At 69.2% G+C, this 19,280-nt stretch carries 15 protein-coding genes; 5 read left to right on the top strand and 10 right to left on the bottom strand.

Going from position 1 to position 19,280, the window contains the following annotated elements; genetic code table 11:
- Window positions 1-12: 12 nt before the first annotated feature.
- The 3 genes from AC3FMM_RS04505 to AC3FMM_RS04495 are packed head-to-tail and all read right to left on the bottom strand — an operon-like array spanning window position 13 to window position 7,919.
- The gene (locus tag AC3FMM_RS04505; protein WP_115708304.1) at window positions 13-3,309 is read right to left on the bottom strand and encodes an efflux RND transporter permease subunit; all 3,297 of its coding nucleotides are present in this window, start codon (window positions 3,307-3,309) and stop codon (window positions 13-15) included.
- 2 nt (window positions 3,310-3,311) lie between these two features.
- Entirely contained in the window at window positions 3,312-6,434 is a 3,123-nt protein-coding gene (locus AC3FMM_RS04500) for an MdtB/MuxB family multidrug efflux RND transporter permease subunit (RefSeq protein ID WP_115708305.1), read from the bottom strand.
- Window positions 6,435-6,443: 9 nt separating this feature from the next.
- Window positions 6,444-7,919, bottom strand: coding sequence for an MdtA/MuxA family multidrug efflux RND transporter periplasmic adaptor subunit (locus AC3FMM_RS04495; RefSeq protein ID WP_488686169.1), 1,476 nt, complete (start codon window positions 7,917-7,919; stop codon window positions 6,444-6,446).
- Between the two features lie 336 nt (window positions 7,920-8,255).
- Here AC3FMM_RS04495 and AC3FMM_RS04490 point away from each other — a divergent pair, with 336 nt between their 5' ends.
- Together AC3FMM_RS04490 and AC3FMM_RS04485 are read left to right on the top strand one after the other, a co-directional pair.
- A complete protein-coding gene (locus AC3FMM_RS04490) occupies window positions 8,256-8,999 on the top strand; it encodes a response regulator (RefSeq protein ID WP_111518539.1) in 744 nt (247 codons plus the stop codon).
- A gap of 33 nt (window positions 9,000-9,032) precedes the next feature.
- Complete coding sequence (locus AC3FMM_RS04485) at window positions 9,033-10,304, top strand: ATP-binding protein (protein ID WP_116378188.1); 1,272 nt, start codon at window positions 9,033-9,035, stop codon at window positions 10,302-10,304.
- 99 nt (window positions 10,305-10,403) lie between these two features.
- Here the strand turns inward: AC3FMM_RS04485 and plsY are convergent, their stop codons facing one another.
- From plsY to AC3FMM_RS04455, 6 genes are all read right to left on the bottom strand, one after another.
- Window positions 10,404-11,012: a glycerol-3-phosphate 1-O-acyltransferase PlsY gene (plsY, locus tag AC3FMM_RS04480; RefSeq protein WP_115708308.1), complete on the bottom strand. Its 609-nt coding sequence runs from the start codon at window positions 11,010-11,012 to the stop codon at window positions 10,404-10,406.
- A gap of 124 nt (window positions 11,013-11,136) precedes the next feature.
- Entirely contained in the window at window positions 11,137-11,628 is a 492-nt protein-coding gene (locus tag AC3FMM_RS04475) for an aminoacyl-tRNA deacylase (RefSeq protein WP_116312193.1), read from the bottom strand.
- A gap of 19 nt (window positions 11,629-11,647) precedes the next feature.
- Window positions 11,648-12,586, bottom strand: a complete 939-nt coding sequence (gene xerD, locus AC3FMM_RS04470; RefSeq protein WP_488686168.1) for a site-specific tyrosine recombinase XerD — start codon at window positions 12,584-12,586, stop codon at window positions 11,648-11,650.
- Window positions 12,583-13,062 carry a methylated-DNA--[protein]-cysteine S-methyltransferase gene (locus AC3FMM_RS04465; RefSeq protein ID WP_488686167.1) on the bottom strand — a complete coding sequence of 160 codons (480 nt, stop codon included), beginning with the start codon at window positions 13,060-13,062 and terminating at the stop codon, window positions 12,583-12,585. The genes xerD and AC3FMM_RS04465 overlap by 4 nt, the downstream gene beginning before the upstream one ends.
- 106 nt (window positions 13,063-13,168) lie before the next feature.
- Entirely contained in the window at window positions 13,169-14,137 is a 969-nt protein-coding gene (locus AC3FMM_RS04460) for a tripartite tricarboxylate transporter substrate binding protein BugE (RefSeq protein ID WP_115662932.1), read from the bottom strand.
- Window positions 14,138-14,240: 103 nt separating this feature from the next.
- Window positions 14,241-14,936: a chalcone isomerase family protein gene (locus AC3FMM_RS04455; RefSeq protein ID WP_488686166.1), complete on the bottom strand. Its 696-nt coding sequence runs from the start codon at window positions 14,934-14,936 to the stop codon at window positions 14,241-14,243.
- Window positions 14,937-15,093: 157 nt separating this feature from the next.
- Between AC3FMM_RS04455 and AC3FMM_RS04450 the strand changes: the two genes are divergently transcribed.
- The gene (locus tag AC3FMM_RS04450; protein WP_116312195.1) at window positions 15,094-15,987 is read left to right on the top strand and encodes an AEC family transporter; all 894 of its coding nucleotides are present in this window, start codon (window positions 15,094-15,096) and stop codon (window positions 15,985-15,987) included.
- 21 nt (window positions 15,988-16,008) lie between these two features.
- On the opposite strand, the gene queG is transcribed toward AC3FMM_RS04450, so the two are convergent.
- Entirely contained in the window at window positions 16,009-17,223 is a 1,215-nt protein-coding gene (gene queG, locus AC3FMM_RS04445) for a tRNA epoxyqueuosine(34) reductase QueG (protein ID WP_115708316.1), read from the bottom strand.
- A gap of 16 nt (window positions 17,224-17,239) precedes the next feature.
- On the opposite strand from queG, the gene tsaE reads away from it, so the two are divergent.
- Both tsaE and AC3FMM_RS04435 read left to right on the top strand, forming a co-directional pair.
- Window positions 17,240-17,752, top strand: a complete 513-nt coding sequence (gene tsaE / locus AC3FMM_RS04440; RefSeq protein ID WP_115708318.1) for a tRNA (adenosine(37)-N6)-threonylcarbamoyltransferase complex ATPase subunit type 1 TsaE — start codon at window positions 17,240-17,242, stop codon at window positions 17,750-17,752.
- Window positions 17,746-19,266, top strand: coding sequence for an N-acetylmuramoyl-L-alanine amidase (locus tag AC3FMM_RS04435; RefSeq protein WP_116378193.1), 1,521 nt, complete (start codon window positions 17,746-17,748; stop codon window positions 19,264-19,266). The genes tsaE and AC3FMM_RS04435 overlap by 7 nt, the downstream gene beginning before the upstream one ends.
- The last annotated feature ends 14 nt before the right edge of the window (window positions 19,267-19,280 follow it).

Genomic DNA, 19,280 nt, shown 5'->3' with positions numbered 1-19,280 from the left:
GTCTTCGCAAATCTAGACGGCGGCGGGCTGGTCCGGCGTGCCGGCGCTGCGGCGGCGCTGGCGCCAGGCCTTCACCTTGAGGCGCCAGCGGTCCAGCGTCAGGTAGACCACCGGCGTGGTGTACAGCGTCAGCAGCTGGCTCACCACCAGCCCGCCGACAATGGAAATGCCCAGCGGCGCGCGCAGCTCGGCGCCGTCGCCGCGGCCCAGCGCCAGCGGCACCGCGCCCAGCAGCGCGGCCATGGTGGTCATCAGGATCGGGCGGAAGCGCAGCAGGCAGGCGCGGTAGATGGCGTCGCGCGGCGACAGCCCCTCGCGCCGCTCGGCGTCGATGGCGAAGTCGATCATCATGATCGCGTTCTTCTTGACGATGCCGATCAGCAGGATCACGCCGATCAGCGCGATGATGCTGAAGTCGGTCTTCGAGGCCAGCAGCGCCAGCAGCGCGCCCACGCCGGCCGACGGCAGCGTCGACAGGATCGTCAGCGGGTGGACATAGCTTTCATACAGCACGCCCAGCACGATGTAGATGGTGATCAACGCCGCCAGGATCAAAATGGGCTGGCTCTTGAGCGAGTCCTGGAACGCCTTGGCGCCGCCCTGGAAGTTGGCGCGCAGGGTCTCCGGAGCGCCGATGCGCGCCATCTCGCGGTTGATGGCGTCGGTCGCCTGCGACAGCGAAGTCCCTTCGGCCAGGTTGAACGAGATCGTCGAGGCCGCGAACTGGCCCTGGTGGTTCACGCCCAGCGGCGTGCTGCTCGGCGTCACGCGCGCGAATGCGGCCAGCGGCACGCGGTTGCCGTTGCCGGTGACCACGTAGATGTCCTTGAGCGCCTCGGGTCCCTGCAGGTATTCCTGGCTCAGCTCCATCACCACGCGGTACTGGTTCAGCGGATGGTAGATGGTCGACACCAGCCGCTGGCCGAAGGCATCGTTGAGCACCGCATCCACCTGCTGCGCGGTCACGCCCAGGCGCGAGGCCGCGTCGCGGTCGATGATCACCGAGGTCTGCAGGCCCTTGTCGTTGGTGTCGGTGTCGATATCCTCCAGCCCCTTCAGGTTGGACAGCGCCGCGCGCACCTTGGGCTCCCACGCGCGCAGCACCTCCAGGTCGTCGGACTGCAGCGTGAACTGGTACTGCGAGCTGCTCTGGCGCCCGCCGACGCGGATGTCCTGCACCGATTGCAGGAAGAGCCTCGCGCCCGGCTCCTTGGCCAGCTTGTCGCGCAGCCGCGCAATGATGGTGTCGGCCGATTCGCGCTGCGCCAGTGGCTTGAGCGTGACAAACATCTGCCCGGTATTGCGCTGCGAGCCGCCGGTAAAGCCGGTCACGTTCTCCACCGCCGGGTCCGACTGCACGATCTTGATAAAGCTGTCGAGCTTGCCGCGCATGGCCTGGAACGAGGTGGCCTGGTCGGCGCGGATAAAGCCGATCAGCCGCCCGGTGTCCTGCTGCGGGAAAAAGCCCTTGGGCACGATCACATACAGCCAGACGTTGAGCGCGATGGTGGCGATCAGCACCAGCCACACCAGCGGGCTGAAGCGCAGCGCGGTGGACAGCGAGCGCGCATAGCCGTCATGCAGCCACTGGAACATGCGCTCGGTGGCACGGAAGAAGCGACCCTGCTGCTCCGGTTCCACCGGGCGCAGCATGCGCGCGCACATCATCGGCGTGGTGGTCAGCGAGACCACCAGCGATACCAGGATCGCCACCGACAGCGTGATCGCGAATTCCTGGAACAGCCGGCCGACGATGCCGCCCATCATCAGCAGCGGGATGAACACCGCGATCAGCGACAGGCTCATCGACAGCACCGTGAAGCCGACTTCGCGCGCGCCGCGCAGCGCCGCCGCCAGCGGCTTCATGCCTTCCTCGATATGGCGCGAGATGTTCTCCAGCACCACGATGGCATCGTCGACGACGAAGCCGGTGGCGATGGTCAGCGCCATCAGCGACAGGTTGTTCAGCGAGAACCCGGCCAGGTACATCACCGAGAACGTGCCGATCAGCGACACCGGCACCGCCACGCTGGGAATCAGGGTGGCGCGCACGTTGCGCAGGAATACGAACACAACCATGATCACCAGCGCCACCGAGATCATCAGCGTGTGCTCGACCTCGCGCAGCGAGGCGCGGATGGTTGGCGTGCGGTCCATCATCACGTCCATCGAGATCGCCGCCGGGATCATCTTCTGCAGCTGCGGCAGCATCTCGTTGACGCGGTCCACGGTCTCGATGATGTTGGCGCCGGGCGAGCGGTTCAGCACCAGCAGCACCGACGGCTTGCCGTTGGCCGAGCCGGCGTTGCGGGTATCCTGCACCGAATCGACCACGTTGGCGACGTCGCGCAGCCGCACCGGCACCGCGAACGAATTGGGGCCGCTGGTGGCGCTGGTGCCGCCGGTGGCGCCGCTGGTGATGGTGGTGGTGCCGCTGCTGGTGGTCAGCGTGGTCACGGTGACGCCGTTGACCACCTTGGTGCTGACGCCGCCGCTGGCGGTGGCGTTGGCGGTGCTGGCGATCAGCGCGCCCGCCGACGCCGACGAGTACGTGCCCGGGGTGGCGTAGCGGATGATCAGCGGCAGGTAGTCTTCCGCCTTCATCGCCTGGTCGTTGGCGTAGACCTGCCAGTTGCTGCTGGCGTTTTCCAGCGTGCCCAGCGGCCGGTTGGCGTTGGTCGCGCTGATGGTGTTGCGCACGTCCTCGAGCGAGATGCCGTAATTGTTCAGCGCAGTCGGGTTCAGTTCCACCCGCACCGCCGGCAGCGAGGCGCCGCCGATGGTGACCTGGCCCACGCCCTCGACCTGCGACAGCTTCTGCGCCAGGATGGTCGAGGCCGCATCGTAGAGCTGCCCGCGCGTCATGGTCGGCGAGGTCAGCGCGATGATCATGATCGGCGCGTCGGCAGGGTTGACCTTGCGGTAGGTCGGGTTGTTGGGCAGGCTGGTCGGCAGCGTCGCGCGCGAGGCGTTGATGGCGGCCTGCACGTCGCGCGCGGCGCCGTCGATATCGCGCGACAGGTCGAACTGCAGCGTCACGCGGGTCGAGCCGAGCGAGCTGCTGGAGGTGATTTCGGTCACGCCGGCGATGGTGCCGAGCGCGCGCTCCAGCGGCGTCGCCACGGTGGCGGCCATGGTTTCGGGGCTGGCGCCGGGCAGCGACGCCGACACCGAGATGGTGGGGAAGTCCACCTGCGGCAGCGGCGACACCGGCAGCAGCCGCAGCGCCGCGAGCCCAGCCAGCAAAATGCCGAGCGTGAGCAGCGCGGTCGCGACCGGGCGATGGATAAAGGCAGCCGAGAGATTCATGCTCAGACCGGCTCCTCGCCCGTGCCGCCTTCCTCCGGATCGCCGAAGCGGCGCTTGCGCCAGCCCTTCACGCGCGTCGCCACGCGGTCGAAGGCCAGGTAGATCACCGGCGTGGTGAACAGCGTCAGCACCTGGCTGAGCAGCAGGCCGCCGACCATGGTCACGCCCAGCGGGCGGCGCAGCTCGCTGCCGATGCCGGAGCCCAGCATCAGCGGCAGCGCCGCCAGCAGCGCCGCCATGGTGGTCATCAGGATCGGGCGGAAGCGCAGCAGGCAGGCCTGGAAGATCGCGTCGCGCGGATTCATGCCGCCTTCGCGCTCGGCCTCGAGCGCGAAGTCGATCATCATGATCGCGTTCTTCTTGACGATACCGATCAGCAGGATGATGCCGATGATGGCGATGATGCCCAGGTCCATCCCCGCCACCAGCAGCGCCAGCAGCGCGCCGACGCCGGCCGACGGCAGCGTCGACAGGATCGTGACCGGGTGGATGGTGCTTTCATACAGCACCCCCAGCACGATATACATGGTCACCACCGCGGCCAGGATCAGCCACAGCGTGTTCGACAGCGACGCGCGGAACGCCAGCGCCGCGCCCTGGAAGCTGGTCTGCATCGAGATCGGCAGCCCCAGCTCCTGCTCGACCCGGGTGATCTTGTCGACCGCCGCGCCCAGCGATGCGCCCGGCGCCAGGTTGAACGAGATCGTCGCCGCCGGGAACTGGCCCTGGTGGTTGATCACCAGCGGCCCGGTGCGCTCGGTGATGCGCGCGAACGCGCCCAGCGGCACCTGTCCGCCGGACGAGGAGGGCAGGCGCAGCTCGGCCAGCGATTGCGGGCTGGTACGGAATTCAGGCATGGTCTCGAGCACCACGCGGTACTGGCTCGACTGCGTGAAGATGGTCGACACCAGCCGCTGGCCGAAGGCGCTGTACAGCGCGCTGTCGATCACCGCGGTGGTGATGCCGAAGCGCGCCGCGGCGTCGCGGTCGATATCGACATAGGCGCGCAGGCCGTTGTTCTGCTGGTCGCTGGTGACATCGCGCAGCTCCGGCTCCTGGCGCAGGCGCTCCACCAGCTTCGGCACCCACGTCGCCAGCGTCTGGGGATCGGGATCTTCGACCGTGAACTGGTACTGCGTGCGCGAGACCTTGTCCTCGATGGTCAGGTCCTGCACCGGCTGCGTGAACAGCGACACGCCGCCCAGGTCGTGCACCGCCTGCTGCAGCCGCTGCGTCACCACGTCGATCGGATCGCGCTCGTCCTTGGGCTTGAGGTTGATCAGCATGCGCCCGGCATTGAGCGTGGCGTTGGTGCCGTCCACGCCGATGAACGACGACAGGCTGGCCACCGCCGGATCCTGCATCACCACCTTGGCCACGGCTTCCTGCTTGCGCGCCATGGCGCCGAACGAGGTGGTCTGCGCGGCTTCGGTGATGCCCTGGATCACGCCGGTGTCCTGCACCGGGAAGAAGCCCTTGGGCACCAGCAGGTACAGCAGCACCGTCAGCGCCAGCGTGGCCACCGCCACCACCAGCGTTGCCTTCTGGCGATCGAGCACCCATTCCAGGCCGCGCCCGTAGCGCTCGATCACGTTGTCGAAGAAGCGGCCGGTGGCGCGGTGGAAGCGCGACAGCTTCTCTTCCGGCACATGATGCAGCAGCCGCGCGCACATCATCGGCGTAAGCGTCAGCGACACCACCGCCGAGATCAGGATCGACACCGCCAGCGTGATCGCGAACTCGCGGAACAGCCGGCCGACCACGTCGCCCATGAACAGCAGCGGGATCAGCACGGCCACCAGCGAGAAGGTCAGCGAGATGATGGTGAAGCCAATCTGCCTGGAGCCCTTCAGCGCCGCCTGCATCGGCGAATCGCCTTTCTCGATGTAGCGCATGATGTTCTCGATCATCACGATCGCATCGTCGACCACGAAGCCGGTGGCAATGGTCAGCGCCATCAGCGTCAGGTTGTTGATCGAGAACCCGGCCAGGTACATGACCCCGAACGTGCCCACCAGCGACAGCGGCACCGCCACGCCGGGGATGATGGTGGCGGGGATATTGCGCAGGAACAGGAAGATCACCAGCACCACCAGCGCGATCGCCAGCAGCAGCTCGAACTGCACGTCCTCGACCGAGGCGCGGATGGTGGTGGTGCGGTCGGTCAGCAGCTGCACGTGCACCGACGCCGGCAGCGCGTTCTGCAGCTGCGGCAGCAGCGCCTTGATGCGGTCGACCACCTCGATCACGTTGGCGCCGGGCTGGCGCTGGATATTCAGCACGATCGCGGGCTTGTCGTTGGCCCACGCGGCCAGGCGGCTGTTCTCGGGGCCGTCGACGATCTCGGCCACGTCGGTGATGCGGATCGGCGCGCCGTTCTTGTAGCCCAGGATGATCTGGCGGTATTCGTCGGCCGAGCGCAGCTGGTCGTTGGCGTCGATGGTCGAGGCGCGTTGCGGGCCGTCGAAGCTGCCCTTGGCGCCGTTGACGTTGGACGCGCCAATCGCGGTGCGCAGGTCGTCGATCGACATGCCCAGCGACGCCAGCGCGGCCGGGTTGGCCTGGATCCGCACCGCGGGACGCTGCCCGCCGCTGATGGTGACCAGGCCCACGCCCTGGATCTGCGAGATCTTCTGTGCCACGCGCGTATCGACCATGTCCTGCAGCTTTGGCAGCGGCATGGTGTCGGAGGTCATGGCGATGGTCATGATCGGCGCATCCGCCGGGTTGACCTTGCTGTAGACCGGCGGCATCGGCAGGTCCGACGGCAGCAGGTTGCTGCCGGCATTGATGGCGGCCTGCACCTCCTGCTCGGCCACGTCCAGCGGCAGCGTCAGCTCGAACTGCAGCGTGATCACCGACGCCCCCCCTGACGAGGACGACGACATCTGCTTGAGGCCCGGCATCTGGCCGAACTGGCGCTCCAGCGGCGCGGTGACCGACGAGGTCATCACGTCCGGACTGGCGCCAGGGTAGAGCGTGGTGACCTGGATGGTGGGATAGTCGACCTCGGGCAGCGCCGACAGCGGCAGCAGCCGGTAGGCCACCAGCCCGGACAGCAGGATGGCCAGCATCAGCAGCGCCGTGGCGACCGGGCGCTCGATGAAGAGGCGGGACGGGTTCATGCGGCGTCCTTACGGCTGCGGCGCGCGTGCGGTTGGTGCGCTGGCGCCGGCTTCGCGGTGGCGGCGGCGTTCGCCTTGCGGTGCCGAAGCACCTGCCGCGCCGGCATCGGCCTGCGCGCCGCTGGCACCGCCAGCACCGCCAGCACCGCCCGCACCATCGCGATGGCGCCGTCCGCGCGCGCGCGGCTGGCTGGCCGGCACCACCGCGGCGGCGCGCGCGGCCGGGTCGACGGTTTCGACCGTCATGCCTTCCTTGAGCCGGTCGGCGCCATCGACCACCACGCGCTGGCCAGGCTCGAGCCCCTTGAGCACCGCGCTACGGGCGCCGTCGCCGGGGCCCAGCTCGATCACCTGCACCTTGACCTGGCTGGCTTCGTCCACGGTATAGACGAAGGTGCCCTGCTGGCCGCGCTGGATCGCCGCCACCGGGATCACGGTGGCGTCCCTGAGCGTATCGACGCGCGTGCGCACGTTGACGAACTGGTTGGGGAACAGCATGCCGTCGGCATTGGGAAACACCGCCTTGAGCTTGACCGTGCCGGTGGTGGTGTCGATCTGGTTGTCGGTGGTCAGCAGCTCGCCTTCGCCCAGCTGATTGCGCACCTGGCGGTCCCAGGCCTGCACCGGCAGCTTCTCGCCGGCGTTGAGCTTCTTCAGCACCGACGGCAGGTTGTCCTCGGGGATGGTGTACATCACCGCGATCGGCTGGATCTGCGTGATCAGCGCGATGCCGTTGGTGTCGCTGGTATTGACGATATTGCCGGGATCGACCTGGCGCAGGCCGATGCGGCCCGACACCGGCGCCACGATCCTGGTATAGCCCAGTTGCAGGCGCGCGTTGGCAACGTTGCCCTGGTCGGTCTTGACCACGCCCTCGTACTGGCGCACCAGCGCGTCCTGGGTATCGACCTGCTGCTTGGAGATCGAATCCTGGCCCAGCAACGTGCGGTAGCGCTGCTGGTCCAGCCGCGCGTTCTGCAGCAGCGCCTGGTCGCGCGCCAGCTGCCCCACGGCCTGGTCGAGCGCGGCCTGGAACGGGCGCGGGTCGATCTCGGCCAGCACGTCGCCGGCCCTGACCATCTGGCCTTCCTTGAACAGTACCTTGAGCAGCGGGCCGGACACCTGCGCGCGCACGGTCACGTTCGACACCGGGGTCACGTTGCCCAGCCCGTTCAGGACCACGTCCATGTCGCGCTGGGCCACGGTGGCGACCACCACCGGCGAGCGCGGCATGCCGGCCGGACCTCCTGGACCTCCCCGGCCTCCCGCCGCGGGTGCGCTGGCACCGCCGGGGCCCGCCGCGCTGCCCTGGGGGGTGTCGCCGCGGTGCGCATGCCAGTACCAGCCGGCCCCGGCCAGCAACAGCACCAGCAGCCCGGCATACAGCGGGCGCTGGTTCCGGCGCGGCGGTTTGCCGGACGGGTCGGGCGGGCGGGACGACGGGGAGGGGGAGGGGTGGGTTTGGCCTGGTTCGGGGTTGGACATGTCCGCAATCCTGGGAACGGCGCGCGCGGCGCACCGTCATGTGTTCTGCTGGCAAGTGACGATGCCGCAGTATGCCGCATCGCCATGGGTGCCGGCCGGCCTCGGGGGGCAGCGGGCCCGCAAGCGCCGGCGTGCCGGCGAGTGCCGCGCGGCGCGCATGGGGCGGCACCGGCGGCAAGTCATGCGGCAAGGATAATGTGCGGGCACGGACGCCCGTATTTCGGCGTCCGGCCGATTTATTACAGAGGATTACCAGGACCCCGGGTGTAACCTGCGGAAACAAAACCGTCCGGCCCCGCCGGCATATGTGGCGCCGGGGCTGACTATCATGTGCCTATGCGAACGAACCAGCCTACCCAGATCCTCGTCGTCGACGATGATCCCGAACTGCGCGACCTGCTGCGCGAGTACCTGACCCAGCAGGGCTTCGCCGTCTCGGTGATGCATGACGGCGACGGCCTGCAGGCGCGCCTGGAGCGCGAGCGGCCGGCGCTGATCGTGCTGGACCTGATGATGCCCAAGGTCGACGGCCTGACCGCGCTGCGCAACCTGCGCGCCCGCAACGACGATATCCCGGTGATCCTGCTGACCGCCCGCAGCGACGAGATCGACCGCATCGTCGGCCTCGAGATCGGTGCCGACGACTATCTCGGCAAGCCGTTCTCGCCGCGCGAGCTGCTGGCGCGCATCAACGCGGTGCTGCGCCGCAAGCTGGCGCGCCCGGCGGCGGCGCCCGAGGACCGCGAGTCGGTCGCGTTCGGCCCGTTCCGCGTCAACTTCCGCCAGCGCACGCTGACGCGTGCCGGCCAGGCGCTGTCGATCAGCGATACCGAGTTCGCGCTGCTCAAGCTGCTGCTGATGCATCCGCTCGAAGTGCTGTCGCGCGAGCGCATCGTCGAGCTGATGTACGGCAGCGCCAGCGGCATCAGCGACCGCGGCATCGACGTGCAGATCTGGCGCCTGCGCCGGCTGCTGGATGAGGACGCGCAGCGCCCGCGCTACATCCAGACCGTGCGCGGCCGCGGCTACACCTTCGTGCCCGACGAAGCGGAAGAGATTCCCGCGGGCCTCCCCGAATAACCCGGCGCCGGCGCCACCAGGATCTGCTTGCCGATGAAGTTGCGACGTATCGATACCCTGTTCGGCCGCATTGCGCTGCTGATCGCCGCGGTGCTGGTGATCAGCCATTTCTCGTGGCTGGCCATCCTGCGCATGGACCGGCGCCAGCAGCAGGTCGACTATTCGGTGGAGCAGATGCTGTTCCAGCTCGACAGCATCGAGCGCGCGCTCGATGCACGGCCGCCGGCCAGGCTGCCCAGCCTGGTGGAAACCGCCAACACCGCCGATGCCGACGAGCACGCCACCGCGCCCAAGGGCGGGCGCTCGCGCCGCCTGGTGGAGCAGTTCATCAGCCGGCTCCCGCAAGGCACCGAGATCCGCCTGGAGGACGAGACCACGCCGCGCATCTGGATCAAGCTGCCGAGCCGCGCCGACTGGATCGCGATGCCGATCCTGTGGGTCCACAACCCGCCGCCGGACAACCGGCTGGTGCCGGGGGTGATGCTGGTGGTCGGCGTCGCCATCGTCTTCGCCGTGCTGATCGCATGGCAGATCCAGCGGCCGGTGCGCGACATGGCCAACGCGGCCGCGCTGCTGTCGCGCCAGCACGCCGTGCCGCCGCTGCGCGAGCGCGGCCCGCACGAGCTGCGCCAGCTGATCGAGCGCTTCAACCGCATGGTGGCCGACCTCGCGCGCATCGACCAGGAGCGCAACACCATGCTGGCCGGCATCGCCCACGACCTGAAGACGCCGCTGGCGCGCCTGCGCCTGCGCGCCGAGATGCTGGCCGATCCCAAGGCCGCCGCGGGGGTCACGCGCGATGTCGATTCGATGGCGGCCATCGTCGAGCAGTTCCTGAGCTTCGCGCAGACCAGCGAGTCGACCGCGCGGCCGGTGCCGGTGGACCGGCGCGTCAACGAGCTGGCCGCCTCGCTGGCCGAGCAGGAGCGCCAGGTGGAGCTGTCGCTGGGCGCGGGCGAGGGCTTCCGCATGATCGCCACGCACTTGGACCGCATCGTCGGCAACCTGGTGGACAACGCCTACGCCTATGGCAAGCCGCCGGTCAGCATCGCGACCTCGCGCACGCCGGACGGCTACATGCTGGTGGTGGAAGACCGGGGCGTCGGCATTCCCGACGACGACAAGGAACGCGCCACGCTGCCGTTCGTGCGGCTGGACCCGGCGCGCGGCGGCAATGCGCATTCCGGGCTGGGGCTGGCGATCGTCGACCGGCTGGTGCGGCAGGCGGGGGGGAAGCTGAACCTGGTGAATGCCGACGGGGGCGGGCTGCGGGTGGAGATGCAGTTTGGGGCGGCTGGGGTTTGATGACCGCTGGTGTACTCCCTCTCCCGCTTGCGGGAGAGGGCGAGCAAACCGGCCGCCTGCTGACGCTCGCAGCCGTTTGCGGCAAAGCCATTCAAACCTTCAAACCTTCTTCTTCTCCCCGATCCGGCTTTCCTTCCCCGCCAGCAGCTTGGCAATGTTCTGCCGGTGCCGCGCAATCAGCAGCACGCTGATGACGAAGATCGCGCCGGCCATCACGTCGACGCCGTTCATCAGCACATGGAAGAACGGCGCGAAGATCGCGGCCACCAGCGCGGCCAGAGACGAATAGCGGAAGAAGAAGGCGATGATCAGCCAGGTGGCGAGCGTGCCCAGGCCCAGGACGGGGTTGATCGCCAGCAGGATGCCGGCCGCGGTGGCAACGCCCTTGCCGCCGGCGAAGCGGTGGAATACGGGGAACAGGTGGCCCAGGAACACCGACAGCGCAACCATGGCCAGGCCGGTGTCGTTGAGGCCGTACGCCGGGCCGAAGCGCGCCGCCAGCCAGACCGCCAGCCAGCCCTTCAGGGCATCGCCGATCAGCGTCAGGATCGCCGCCTTCTTGTTGCCGGTGCGCAGCACGTTGGTGGCGCCGGGGTTGCCCGAGCCATAGGAGTGCGGATCCGGCAGCCCCATCAGCTTGCTGACGACCACAGCGAAGGAAACGGAGCCGATCAGGTAAGCGGCAAGGGCAAAAAGCAGATTGGCCATGTGGAGTGGGATGTTTTCAGGCTGGCGCGATTGTAGCGCGGCAGGGGCCTGGCCACGACCGTGACTACCCGGATTGGCGTGGAGGCTTGCTTCGGTCTGGAGCGGCGCCACGCGGCCGGCAAGTTCAGTCCGGCAGCGCGCACTGCACCGGCTGGGCCTCGAGCAGCGCGGGCAGCAGCCTCGGGTCCAGGCTGACCAGGTAGCCGCGGCGCCCGCCGTTGATATAGATGCGCGCCAGTTCCAGCACGGTCGCTTCCACATACACCGGCATGCGCTTCTTCGTGCCGAACGGCGAGGTGCCGCCCACCAGGTAGCCGCTGTGCCGCTGCGCCACCTCGGGCTTGCAAGGCTGCACGCTCTTGCGCCCGGTCTGGCGCGCCAGGTTCTTGGTCGAGACCGAGCAGTCGCCGTGCATCAGCACCACCAGCGGCTGCGCGCGCTCGTCTTCCATGATCAGGGTCTTGACCACGTCATGCTCGGGTACGCCCAGCTGGCGCGCCGATTCGCCGGTGCCGCCGTGCTCGACATAGTCATAGGGGTGTTCGCCGAAGGCCACGCCGTGCTTGCGCAGGAACTGGGTGGCAGGGGTTTCGGAGACGTGCTTGGTCTTGCTCATGGCGATCGCTGTGTGCCGCTCAGCCGCGCGGATGGTGCTGCTGGTGCAGCTCGCGCAGGCGTTCGCGGGCGACGTGGGTATAGATCTGGGTGGTGGAGATGTCGGCGTGCCCCAGCAGCAACTGCACCACGCGCAGGTCGGCGCCGTGGTTCAGCAGGTGCGTGGCAAAGGCATGGCGCAGCGTGTGCGGCGACAGCGGGGCATGCACGCCGGCATCGCGCGCATGGCGCTTGATCAGGTGCCAGAACGCCTGCCGCGTCATGCCTTCGCCGCGCTGCGTGACGAACAGCGCGTCGCACGCGCGCCCGGCCAGCAGCGCCGGTCGCGCGCTCGCCAGGTAGCGGCGCAGCCAGTCGCCGGCCTGCTGGCCGAACGGCACCAGCCGCTCCTTGTCGCCCTTGCCGCCGACCACGCGCGCCACGCCTTCGTTCAGGCCGATCTCGATGGTCTTCATCTGCGTGAGCTCAGACACGCGCAGCCCGCTGGCGTACATCAGCTCGAGCATGGTGCGGTCGCGCAGGCCCAGCGGGGTGTCGGTGTCGGGCGCCTCCAGCAGCGCGTCGACCTGGGCCTCGGTCAGGGTCTTGGGGTAGCGCGGCGGCTGCTTGGCGGGGCGCAGCAGCAGGCAGGGATCGGCCTGCACCAGGTGCTCGCGCAGCGCCCACTGGTAGAAGCGGCGGAACACCGCCAGGCGCCGGTTGGCCGACGACGCGCGGGTCTGCGTATGGCGCGCGCTGAAGTATGCCGACAGCGCGCCGTCGTCGGCGCCGAGCAGCTCGCCGCGCTGCTCCTGCTGCAGCCAGCGCGCCAGCAGTGTCAGGTCGCGCCGGTAGGCGTCGATGGTGTTGCGCGAGAGCCCGTCCTCCAGCCACAGCGCATCGCAGAAGCGGCCGACCAGCGCCTCGTCGGCAGCGCTGGCGACGGCGCTGGGCTCGGCTGCCGCCGGGGCGCCGCTCATATCAGCATGGCGCCCTCATGGCGCAGCAGCCAGCGTTTGACGTCGAGGTGGAAGCCGTCTTCGGCATGGTGCGAGAAGCCGCCGATGCCGCGCGCCGAGACTACGCGATGGCAGGGGACGAGGATCGGGAACGGGTTCTGCCCGCAGGCCTGGCCGACCGCGCGCGGCATCGCGCCGATGGCTTCGGCGATGGTGCCGTAGGTGGTGGTGGCGCCGCGCGGCACCGCGCAGATGGCCTGCCACACGCGCTGCTGGAAGGCGCTGCCGGCGGCGGCCAGCGGCACGTCGAAGGCGCTGTCGGGATCGTCGTAATAGGCCGCGAGCTGCGCCGCGAGCCGCTGCGTCAGCGCATCGGCCGGGGCAAGGCCCTCGACGAGCCCGGGAAGGTACACGATGGCCCGGATGCGCGCGCCGTCCGTGCGCACGCCGATCTTGCCGAACGGGGCGGTAAGGATGGCGTCGTAGGGTGCGGGCATGGCGGTCAGGCTGGGGCGAATGCTGGATTTTAGTGCTTTTTGGCGCGGGCAAGAAAAAAGGGCCGCCTCGCGGCGGCCCTTTGCGGGTGGCGTCACACCGGCCGGATCATTGCTCCAGCTTGATGTTCTGCACCTTCACGAGATTCTTCATCTTGTCGAATTCCTTCTTGATCTCGGCCGCGTGCTGCGCCGGCGTGTTGCCCGACGGCTCGGCGCCGGCGGTGCGCAGGCGCTGCTGGAAGTCCTTGTCCTGCAGGGCCTTGACGGCGGCTTCGTTGAGCTTCTTGATGACCTCGTCAGGCGTGCCGGCCGGCGCCACCAGGCCGTACCAGGCCGGATCGTTCGGCTCTTTCAGGCCCATTTCGCCGAAGGTCGGCACATTGGGCAGCGACTCCAGGCGCTTGTTCCAGGCCACCACGATCGGACGCAGCTTGTTGGCCTTGATGTAGGGCATCGACGACGGCAGGTTGTCGACCATGATCGGCACCTGGCCGGCCAGCACGTCGTTCAGTGCCGGGCCCGCGCCGCGGTACGGGATATGGACCATGAAGGTCTTGGTCGAGACCTTGAACTGCTCGCCCAGCATGTGGCCGAAGCCGCAGGTGCCCGACGACGCGTACGAATACTTGCCAGGGTTGGCCTTCAGCACGGCCAGGAACTCCTTGTAGTCCTTGGCCGGGAAGTTGGGGTTCACCGCGATCACGTTGGCCACGTTGGCCAGGTTGGTGATGGGCTTGAAGTCCTTGATCGGGTCGTACGACAGCTTGGGGTTGCAGGCCGGGTTCACGGCCATGGTCGAGACCGTCGAGATGCCGATGGTATAGCCGTCCGGCGCGGCCTTGGCGATGGCGTCGGCGCCGATCGAACCGCCCCCGCCGGCGCGGTTTTCCACCACCACCGGCTGGCCCAGGATGCGGCTCATCTGGTCCGCCGCGCCGCGGCCGACGATGTCGGTGGTGCCGCCGGGTGCGAACGGAATGATCAGGCGGATCGGCTTGGTGGGGTAGCTCTGGGCTTGCGCCGCGGTGGCGGCGGCCGCCAGGGCCAGGGTCAGTGCGAGTTTGCCAGCTTGCATGAGATCATGTCTCCCGTCAGAAATCCGGGCAGGATGCCGCCCGGAAGCAAAAAAACCGTCGCAGTGCCACAGGTCGGGCGGTGCGCCGGCAGCGTAATCTGGGTCAGCCGCCCAGCAGGCCGCGCTTGACCCCGGCGTCGACCGGGTGTTCGCCCAGGAACACCCGCAGCAGGGCCTGGTAAAAGTCTTCGCCGGGAATCGGCCGGCCGCGCGGCGTGCCGTTGATGGCGACGACCGTCCCCGTTTGCGGGGAAAAATCCACGTTGATGACGTCGCCCTTGTGCGCGGTGCCGATCTCGCCCAGGGCGCGCTCGAACTGTACCAGCCGCGCCGCCAGCGCCTGCATCTGCGCCTCGCTGTGGTTGTCGCGCATGCCCTGGCGGATCGCGCGCACCACCGCCGGCGGCTCGGTCTCGCGCAGGATGCGTAACTGTAGCCGCTTGGCGCCGGACGTGCCCAGTACCACGGCCGCGTTGCGGGCCTTTTCCTCCAGGTACAGCGCGGCCACGTAGCCCTTGGTCAGGAAGCCGGTGCGCAGCGCCGCGCCATTGAGCTGCAGTTCCTTGCCGCCCACGCGCGCCGCGTCGTCGAAACGCACGCCGGCGATCTCGACCGCCCGCGCCGGCCCCGGTACGGCATGCACCACGGCCGCGGCGCCGAGCGCTGCCAGCACGACGGCCAGGCGCAGGCGGCGGCCCGGCCGGAAAGCAGGGCTGAGTCGGGAGCGGAGGAAGGTGTCCACGCGCAGGTGCGCGGAACGGATGCGGGACAACATGGCGGCAGGCGTACAACTTGGCATGTCATGCTGCCCGAAATCTGGAAAAATACCTATCCGTATCTGCCCTAGGCTGCACATTCCGGCGTTTTTGCCGTTATCTCTCCCCGCCGCGGTTTCGGTGCGACGGCTGCCCGGGCAGTGCCGCGCCATGCCACTGCCACCACCACAACAACCCTAGATGTCTTCCGCCCTCCTGCTGGTCCCGGACTTCAGCCTGATCCTGATCGGCTGGCTGCTGGTGCGCTATTCCCCCTTCGACCGCGCCTTCTGGGGCGGGGTGGAGCGGCTGGTCTACTTCGTCCTGTTCCCGGCGCTGCTGCTGCAGTCGACCAATACCGCGGTGCTGGACTTCTCGTCGACCTCGGCCATGCTGGGGCTGGCGCTGCTGGTGCTGGCCACCGGCCTGGCCGGCGGCTATGCCGTCAAATGGGTGCTGCGGCCGGATCCGGTCAGCTTTGCCTCGGGGCTGCAGACCGCGTTCCGCTTCAATTCCTATATCGGGCTGGCGCTGGCCGCGCGGCTGGGCGGCTCCGAAGGGCTGGCGCTGATGGCGGTGATCGTCGGCTGCACCGTGCCGCTGTGCAACGTGGCCGCGGTGTGGGCGCTGGCCCGGCATGGCCAGTCCGCGCTGTGGAAGGAACTGGCGCGCAACCCGCTGATCCTGGCCACCGCCGGCGGGCTGGCGACCAACCTGATGGGGCTGCACGCGCCCGAGGTGCTGGGCATGACGCTGAACCGGCTGGGCTCGGCGTCGACCGCGCTGGGCCTGATGACGGTGGGCGCGGGGTTGCAGATCAGCGGCGCGACCGGCACCGCCGGGCCGGTGGCGTGGTGGACCGGGGTCAAGCTGCTGGCGATGCCGTGCGTGGCCTGGCTGGTGGGGCGGCACCTGCCGCTGACCGCGCTGCAATACCAGATCGTGGTGCTGTACGCCTCGCTGCCGACCGCCTCCAGCGCCTACATCCTGGCCGTGCGCATGGGCGGCAACGGGCCGATGGTGGCGGCGACGATCTCGCTGATGACGGTGGCGGCGATCGTCACCACGCCGCTGTGGCTGGCGCTGGTGAGCTGACCTGGCCGGGGAGATGGGAGGTCAGCCTGCCCGTTGCGCTGGCGGGCCGCCTTGCGCCAGGGCCCAGTCGATATGTTCCTGCACCATGGGGGTGGCGGTCTCGCGCCGCGCCAGCAGTGCGCCGCGAATGCGCGCGGCCAGGGCCGCGTCCTCGGCGCGCGAGCCCGACAGTGCCGTGCGCAGGCTGTTGCCCAGTCCCACCGCCAGGTTGCGCAGCCAGCGCTCATGGCCGATGCGGCGGATCGGGCTGCCCTCGAGGCGCTGGTTGAATTCCGCTTCGGTCCATTGGAACAGCGCCACCATGTCCGGCGCATCGAGGCCGTTGCGCACGTCGAAGTCCGGCACCGTGGCCACGTGCGCGAACTTGTTCCACGGGCACGCCAGCTGGCAGTCGTCGCAGCCGTAGACGCGGTTGCCCATCGGTGCGCGGAATTCCACCGGGATCGCGCCCTTGTGCTCGATGGTGAGGTAGGAAATGCAGCGGCGCGCATCGAGCCGGTAGGGCGCGACGATGGCGCGCGTGGGGCAGATGTCCAGGCAGCGGTGGCAGCTGCCGCAATGGCCGGACTCGGGCGGATCGGCGGGCAGCGGGATGTCGACCAGGATCTCGCCGAGGAAGAACATCGAGCCGCCGTCACGGTCCAGCAGCAGCGTATGCTTGCCGCGCCAGCCGAGTCCGCCCTGGCTGGCCAGCGCCACCTCCATCACCGGGGCCGAATCGGTAAAGACGCGATAGCCGAACTTGCCGATCTCGGCCTCGATCCGGCTGGCCAGCTGCTGCAGCCGGCTGCGCAGCACCTTGTGGTAGTCGCGCCCGCGCGCGTACAGCGACACCACCGCGGTGGCCGGGTCGTCCAGCCGCGCCAGTTCGTGGCGGCGCCAGTCGGCGGCGTTGGCGTGCGCACCGGCGACCGGGACATAGGGCATGCGCGCCACGATCGCGCGCACCGTGCCGGGCACCAGTTCGGCCGGACGGGCGCGCCGCAGGCCGTGGTTGGCCATATAATCCATGTCGCCGTGGTAGCCCTGCGCCAGCCAGGCCAGCAGTCCGGGCTCGGCGTGCGCGAGGTCGACATCGGCGATGCGCACCGAGGCAAAGCCCAGCGCCGCGCCCCATGCGCGGATCGACGCGGCCAGCGCCGCAAGCTCCCCCGGGCCCGCGGCCGCATGGCCGCTGGTGTCTGGTACTGGTGTGGGCGGCGCATCCGCCTGCCCGGGGGCGACTCGGTCGATCATTCCTGAATTGTACGCAATGCCCTTGCTCGAAGAACGCACCCTGACGCTGCCTGACGAAGCCGCCACCGCGCGCCTGGGCGCCGCGCTGGCCGCCGCCGTGCAGGCCATGCCGCCGCGCACGGTGCATGTGCAGCTTTCCGGTGACCTGGGCGCCGGCAAGACCACGCTGTCGCGTACCGTGCTGCGCGCCCTGGGCCACGCGGGCAAGGTCCGCAGCCCGACCTATACGCTGTGCGAGCCTTATGAAGTGGCCCGCGCCGACGGCTCGCCGCTGACGGTCTACCACTTCGACCTGTACCGCTTTGCCGATCCCGAAGAGTGGCTCGACGCGGGTTTTCGCGACTGCTTCGCCGAACCGGCCTTCAACCTGGTCGAGTGGCCGGAAAAGGCCGGGCGCCTGCTGGGGGAACCCGACCTGCACGTGTTGCTCCAATCGGACATGGCCGGCGCCGATGACGCCGGCGAGCGGCGGATCGCGACAATGCGCGCCTATACTCCCACTGGACTTACCTTGCTGAACGCATGCTGATCAAGCGACTTGCCACCGACCGCCCCGATGGACCCGACGGCCTGCTGCAGGCGCGCCGCAAATGGATGGCGCAGGCGCTGAAGCTGGGCGCCGGCACCGCCGTGCTGACGCTGGCCGGTCCGCAGATCGCGTTCGGCGCCGGCATCGTCGCGGTGCGCGTGTGGCCGGCGGAGGACTACACCCGGGTCACCATCGAATCCGATACGCCGCTGGCCGCGGTGCACCAGATGATCCGCGAGCCCGACCGGCTGGTGGTGGACATCGACGGCCTCGACCTGTCGCCCACGCTGCGAGAGCTGGTGGCCAAGATCACCCCGAACGACCCGTATATCCAGACCGTGCGCGTGGGGCAGAACCGCCCGCGCGTGGTCCGCATGGTGTTCGACCTGAAGGAAAACGTGGCGCCGCAGGTGTTCACGCTGGCGCCCATCGGCAGCTACCGCAACCGGCTGGTGTTCGACCTGTACCCGGTCAACCCGCCCGACCCGCTGTGGAAGCTGGTGCGCGACACCGAGGAAAAGCAGCGCCGCTTTGCCACCTCCGACCCGGCGCCGGGCGCGGAAGGCATCGCCGGCGCCCCGGCCGGCGCCGAAGAAGACGCCATCGGCGCGCTGGTGCGCCGCTTCGACGAGAAGGGCGAGGTGCCGCCCACCACCGCGCCGCTGCCGCCGCCGGTGGCCGCCGCAAGGCCGCGACCCTCGACGCCGTCCACGGCGCCGGTGCCGCCGGTGCCGGCCCCGAACGCGCCCGTGGTGCCGCCGGTCGCGCGCGACAATCCCACCGCCGAGCGTCCGTTCAAGATGCGTCGCCTGCTGACCGTGGCGATCGACCCCGGCCATGGCGGCGAAGACCCGGGCGCGATCGGCGCGGCCGGCTCGCGCGAGAAAGACGTGGTGCTGCAGATCGCGCACCGGCTGCGCGCCAAGATCGACGCCCAGCCCAATATGCGCGCGATGATGACGCGCGACGCCGATTTCTTCGTGCCGCTGAACGTGCGCGTGCAGAAGGCGCGCCGGGTGCAGGCGGACCTGTTCGTGTCGATCCACGCCGACGCCTTCCTGTCGCCCGAGGCGCGCGGCGCGTCGGTGTTTGCGCTGTCCGAGCGCGGCGCGTCCAGCACCGCGGCGCGCTGGCTGGCCAACAAGGAAAACGCCTCGGACCTGATCGGCGGCGCCAACATGGGCAACAAGGATGCGCAGGTGGCACGCGTGCTGCTGGACCTGTCGACCACCGCGCAGATCAACGACAGCCTGCTGGTGGGCAAGGCCGTGCTGGGCGAGATCGGCGGCATCAACAAGCTGCACAAGGCCCACGTCGAACAGGCGGGGTTTGCCGTGCTGAAGGCGCCGGACATCCCGTCGATCCTGATCGAGACCGCGTTTATCAGCAATCCGGAAGAGGAGCGCAAGCTCAACGACAACGCGCACCAGGAGCAGCTGGCCAATGCCATCCTGAAAGGCATCCGTTCGTACTTCGCGCGCAATCCGCCGCTGTCGAAGAATCCGTCGGTCTGAGCCGTCGCGCCGGC

The organism is Cupriavidus sp. 207A1, assembly GCF_057798955.1.
This window is presented reverse-complemented; position numbering and strand designations above follow the sequence as displayed.

Coding starts and splice junctions, on each gene's coding strand:
- AC3FMM_RS04450 (WP_116312195.1), top strand. CDS start 15,094: ATGTCTTCCGCCCTCCTGCTGGTCCCGGACTTCAGCCTGATCCTGATC.
- AC3FMM_RS04455 (WP_488686166.1), bottom strand. CDS start 14,936: ATGCCAAGTTGTACGCCTGCCGCCATGTTGTCCCGCATCCGTTCCGCG.
- AC3FMM_RS04435 (WP_116378193.1), top strand. CDS start 17,746: ATGCTGATCAAGCGACTTGCCACCGACCGCCCCGATGGACCCGACGGC.
- queG (WP_115708316.1), bottom strand. CDS start 17,223: ATGATCGACCGAGTCGCCCCCGGGCAGGCGGATGCGCCGCCCACACCA.
- AC3FMM_RS04475 (WP_116312193.1), bottom strand. CDS start 11,628: ATGAGCAAGACCAAGCACGTCTCCGAAACCCCTGCCACCCAGTTCCTG.
- xerD (WP_488686168.1), bottom strand. CDS start 12,586: ATGAGCGGCGCCCCGGCGGCAGCCGAGCCCAGCGCCGTCGCCAGCGCT.
- AC3FMM_RS04505 (WP_115708304.1), bottom strand. CDS start 3,309: ATGAATCTCTCGGCTGCCTTTATCCATCGCCCGGTCGCGACCGCGCTG.
- plsY (WP_115708308.1), bottom strand. CDS start 11,012: ATGGCCAATCTGCTTTTTGCCCTTGCCGCTTACCTGATCGGCTCCGTT.
- AC3FMM_RS04500 (WP_115708305.1), bottom strand. CDS start 6,434: ATGAACCCGTCCCGCCTCTTCATCGAGCGCCCGGTCGCCACGGCGCTG.
- AC3FMM_RS04465 (WP_488686167.1), bottom strand. CDS start 13,062: ATGCCCGCACCCTACGACGCCATCCTTACCGCCCCGTTCGGCAAGATC.
- AC3FMM_RS04460 (WP_115662932.1), bottom strand. CDS start 14,137: ATGCAAGCTGGCAAACTCGCACTGACCCTGGCCCTGGCGGCCGCCGCC.
- AC3FMM_RS04495 (WP_488686169.1), bottom strand. CDS start 7,919: ATGTCCAACCCCGAACCAGGCCAAACCCACCCCTCCCCCTCCCCGTCG.
- tsaE (WP_115708318.1), top strand. CDS start 17,240: ATGCCCTTGCTCGAAGAACGCACCCTGACGCTGCCTGACGAAGCCGCC.
- AC3FMM_RS04485 (WP_116378188.1), top strand. CDS start 9,033: ATGAAGTTGCGACGTATCGATACCCTGTTCGGCCGCATTGCGCTGCTG.
- AC3FMM_RS04490 (WP_111518539.1), top strand. CDS start 8,256: ATGCGAACGAACCAGCCTACCCAGATCCTCGTCGTCGACGATGATCCC.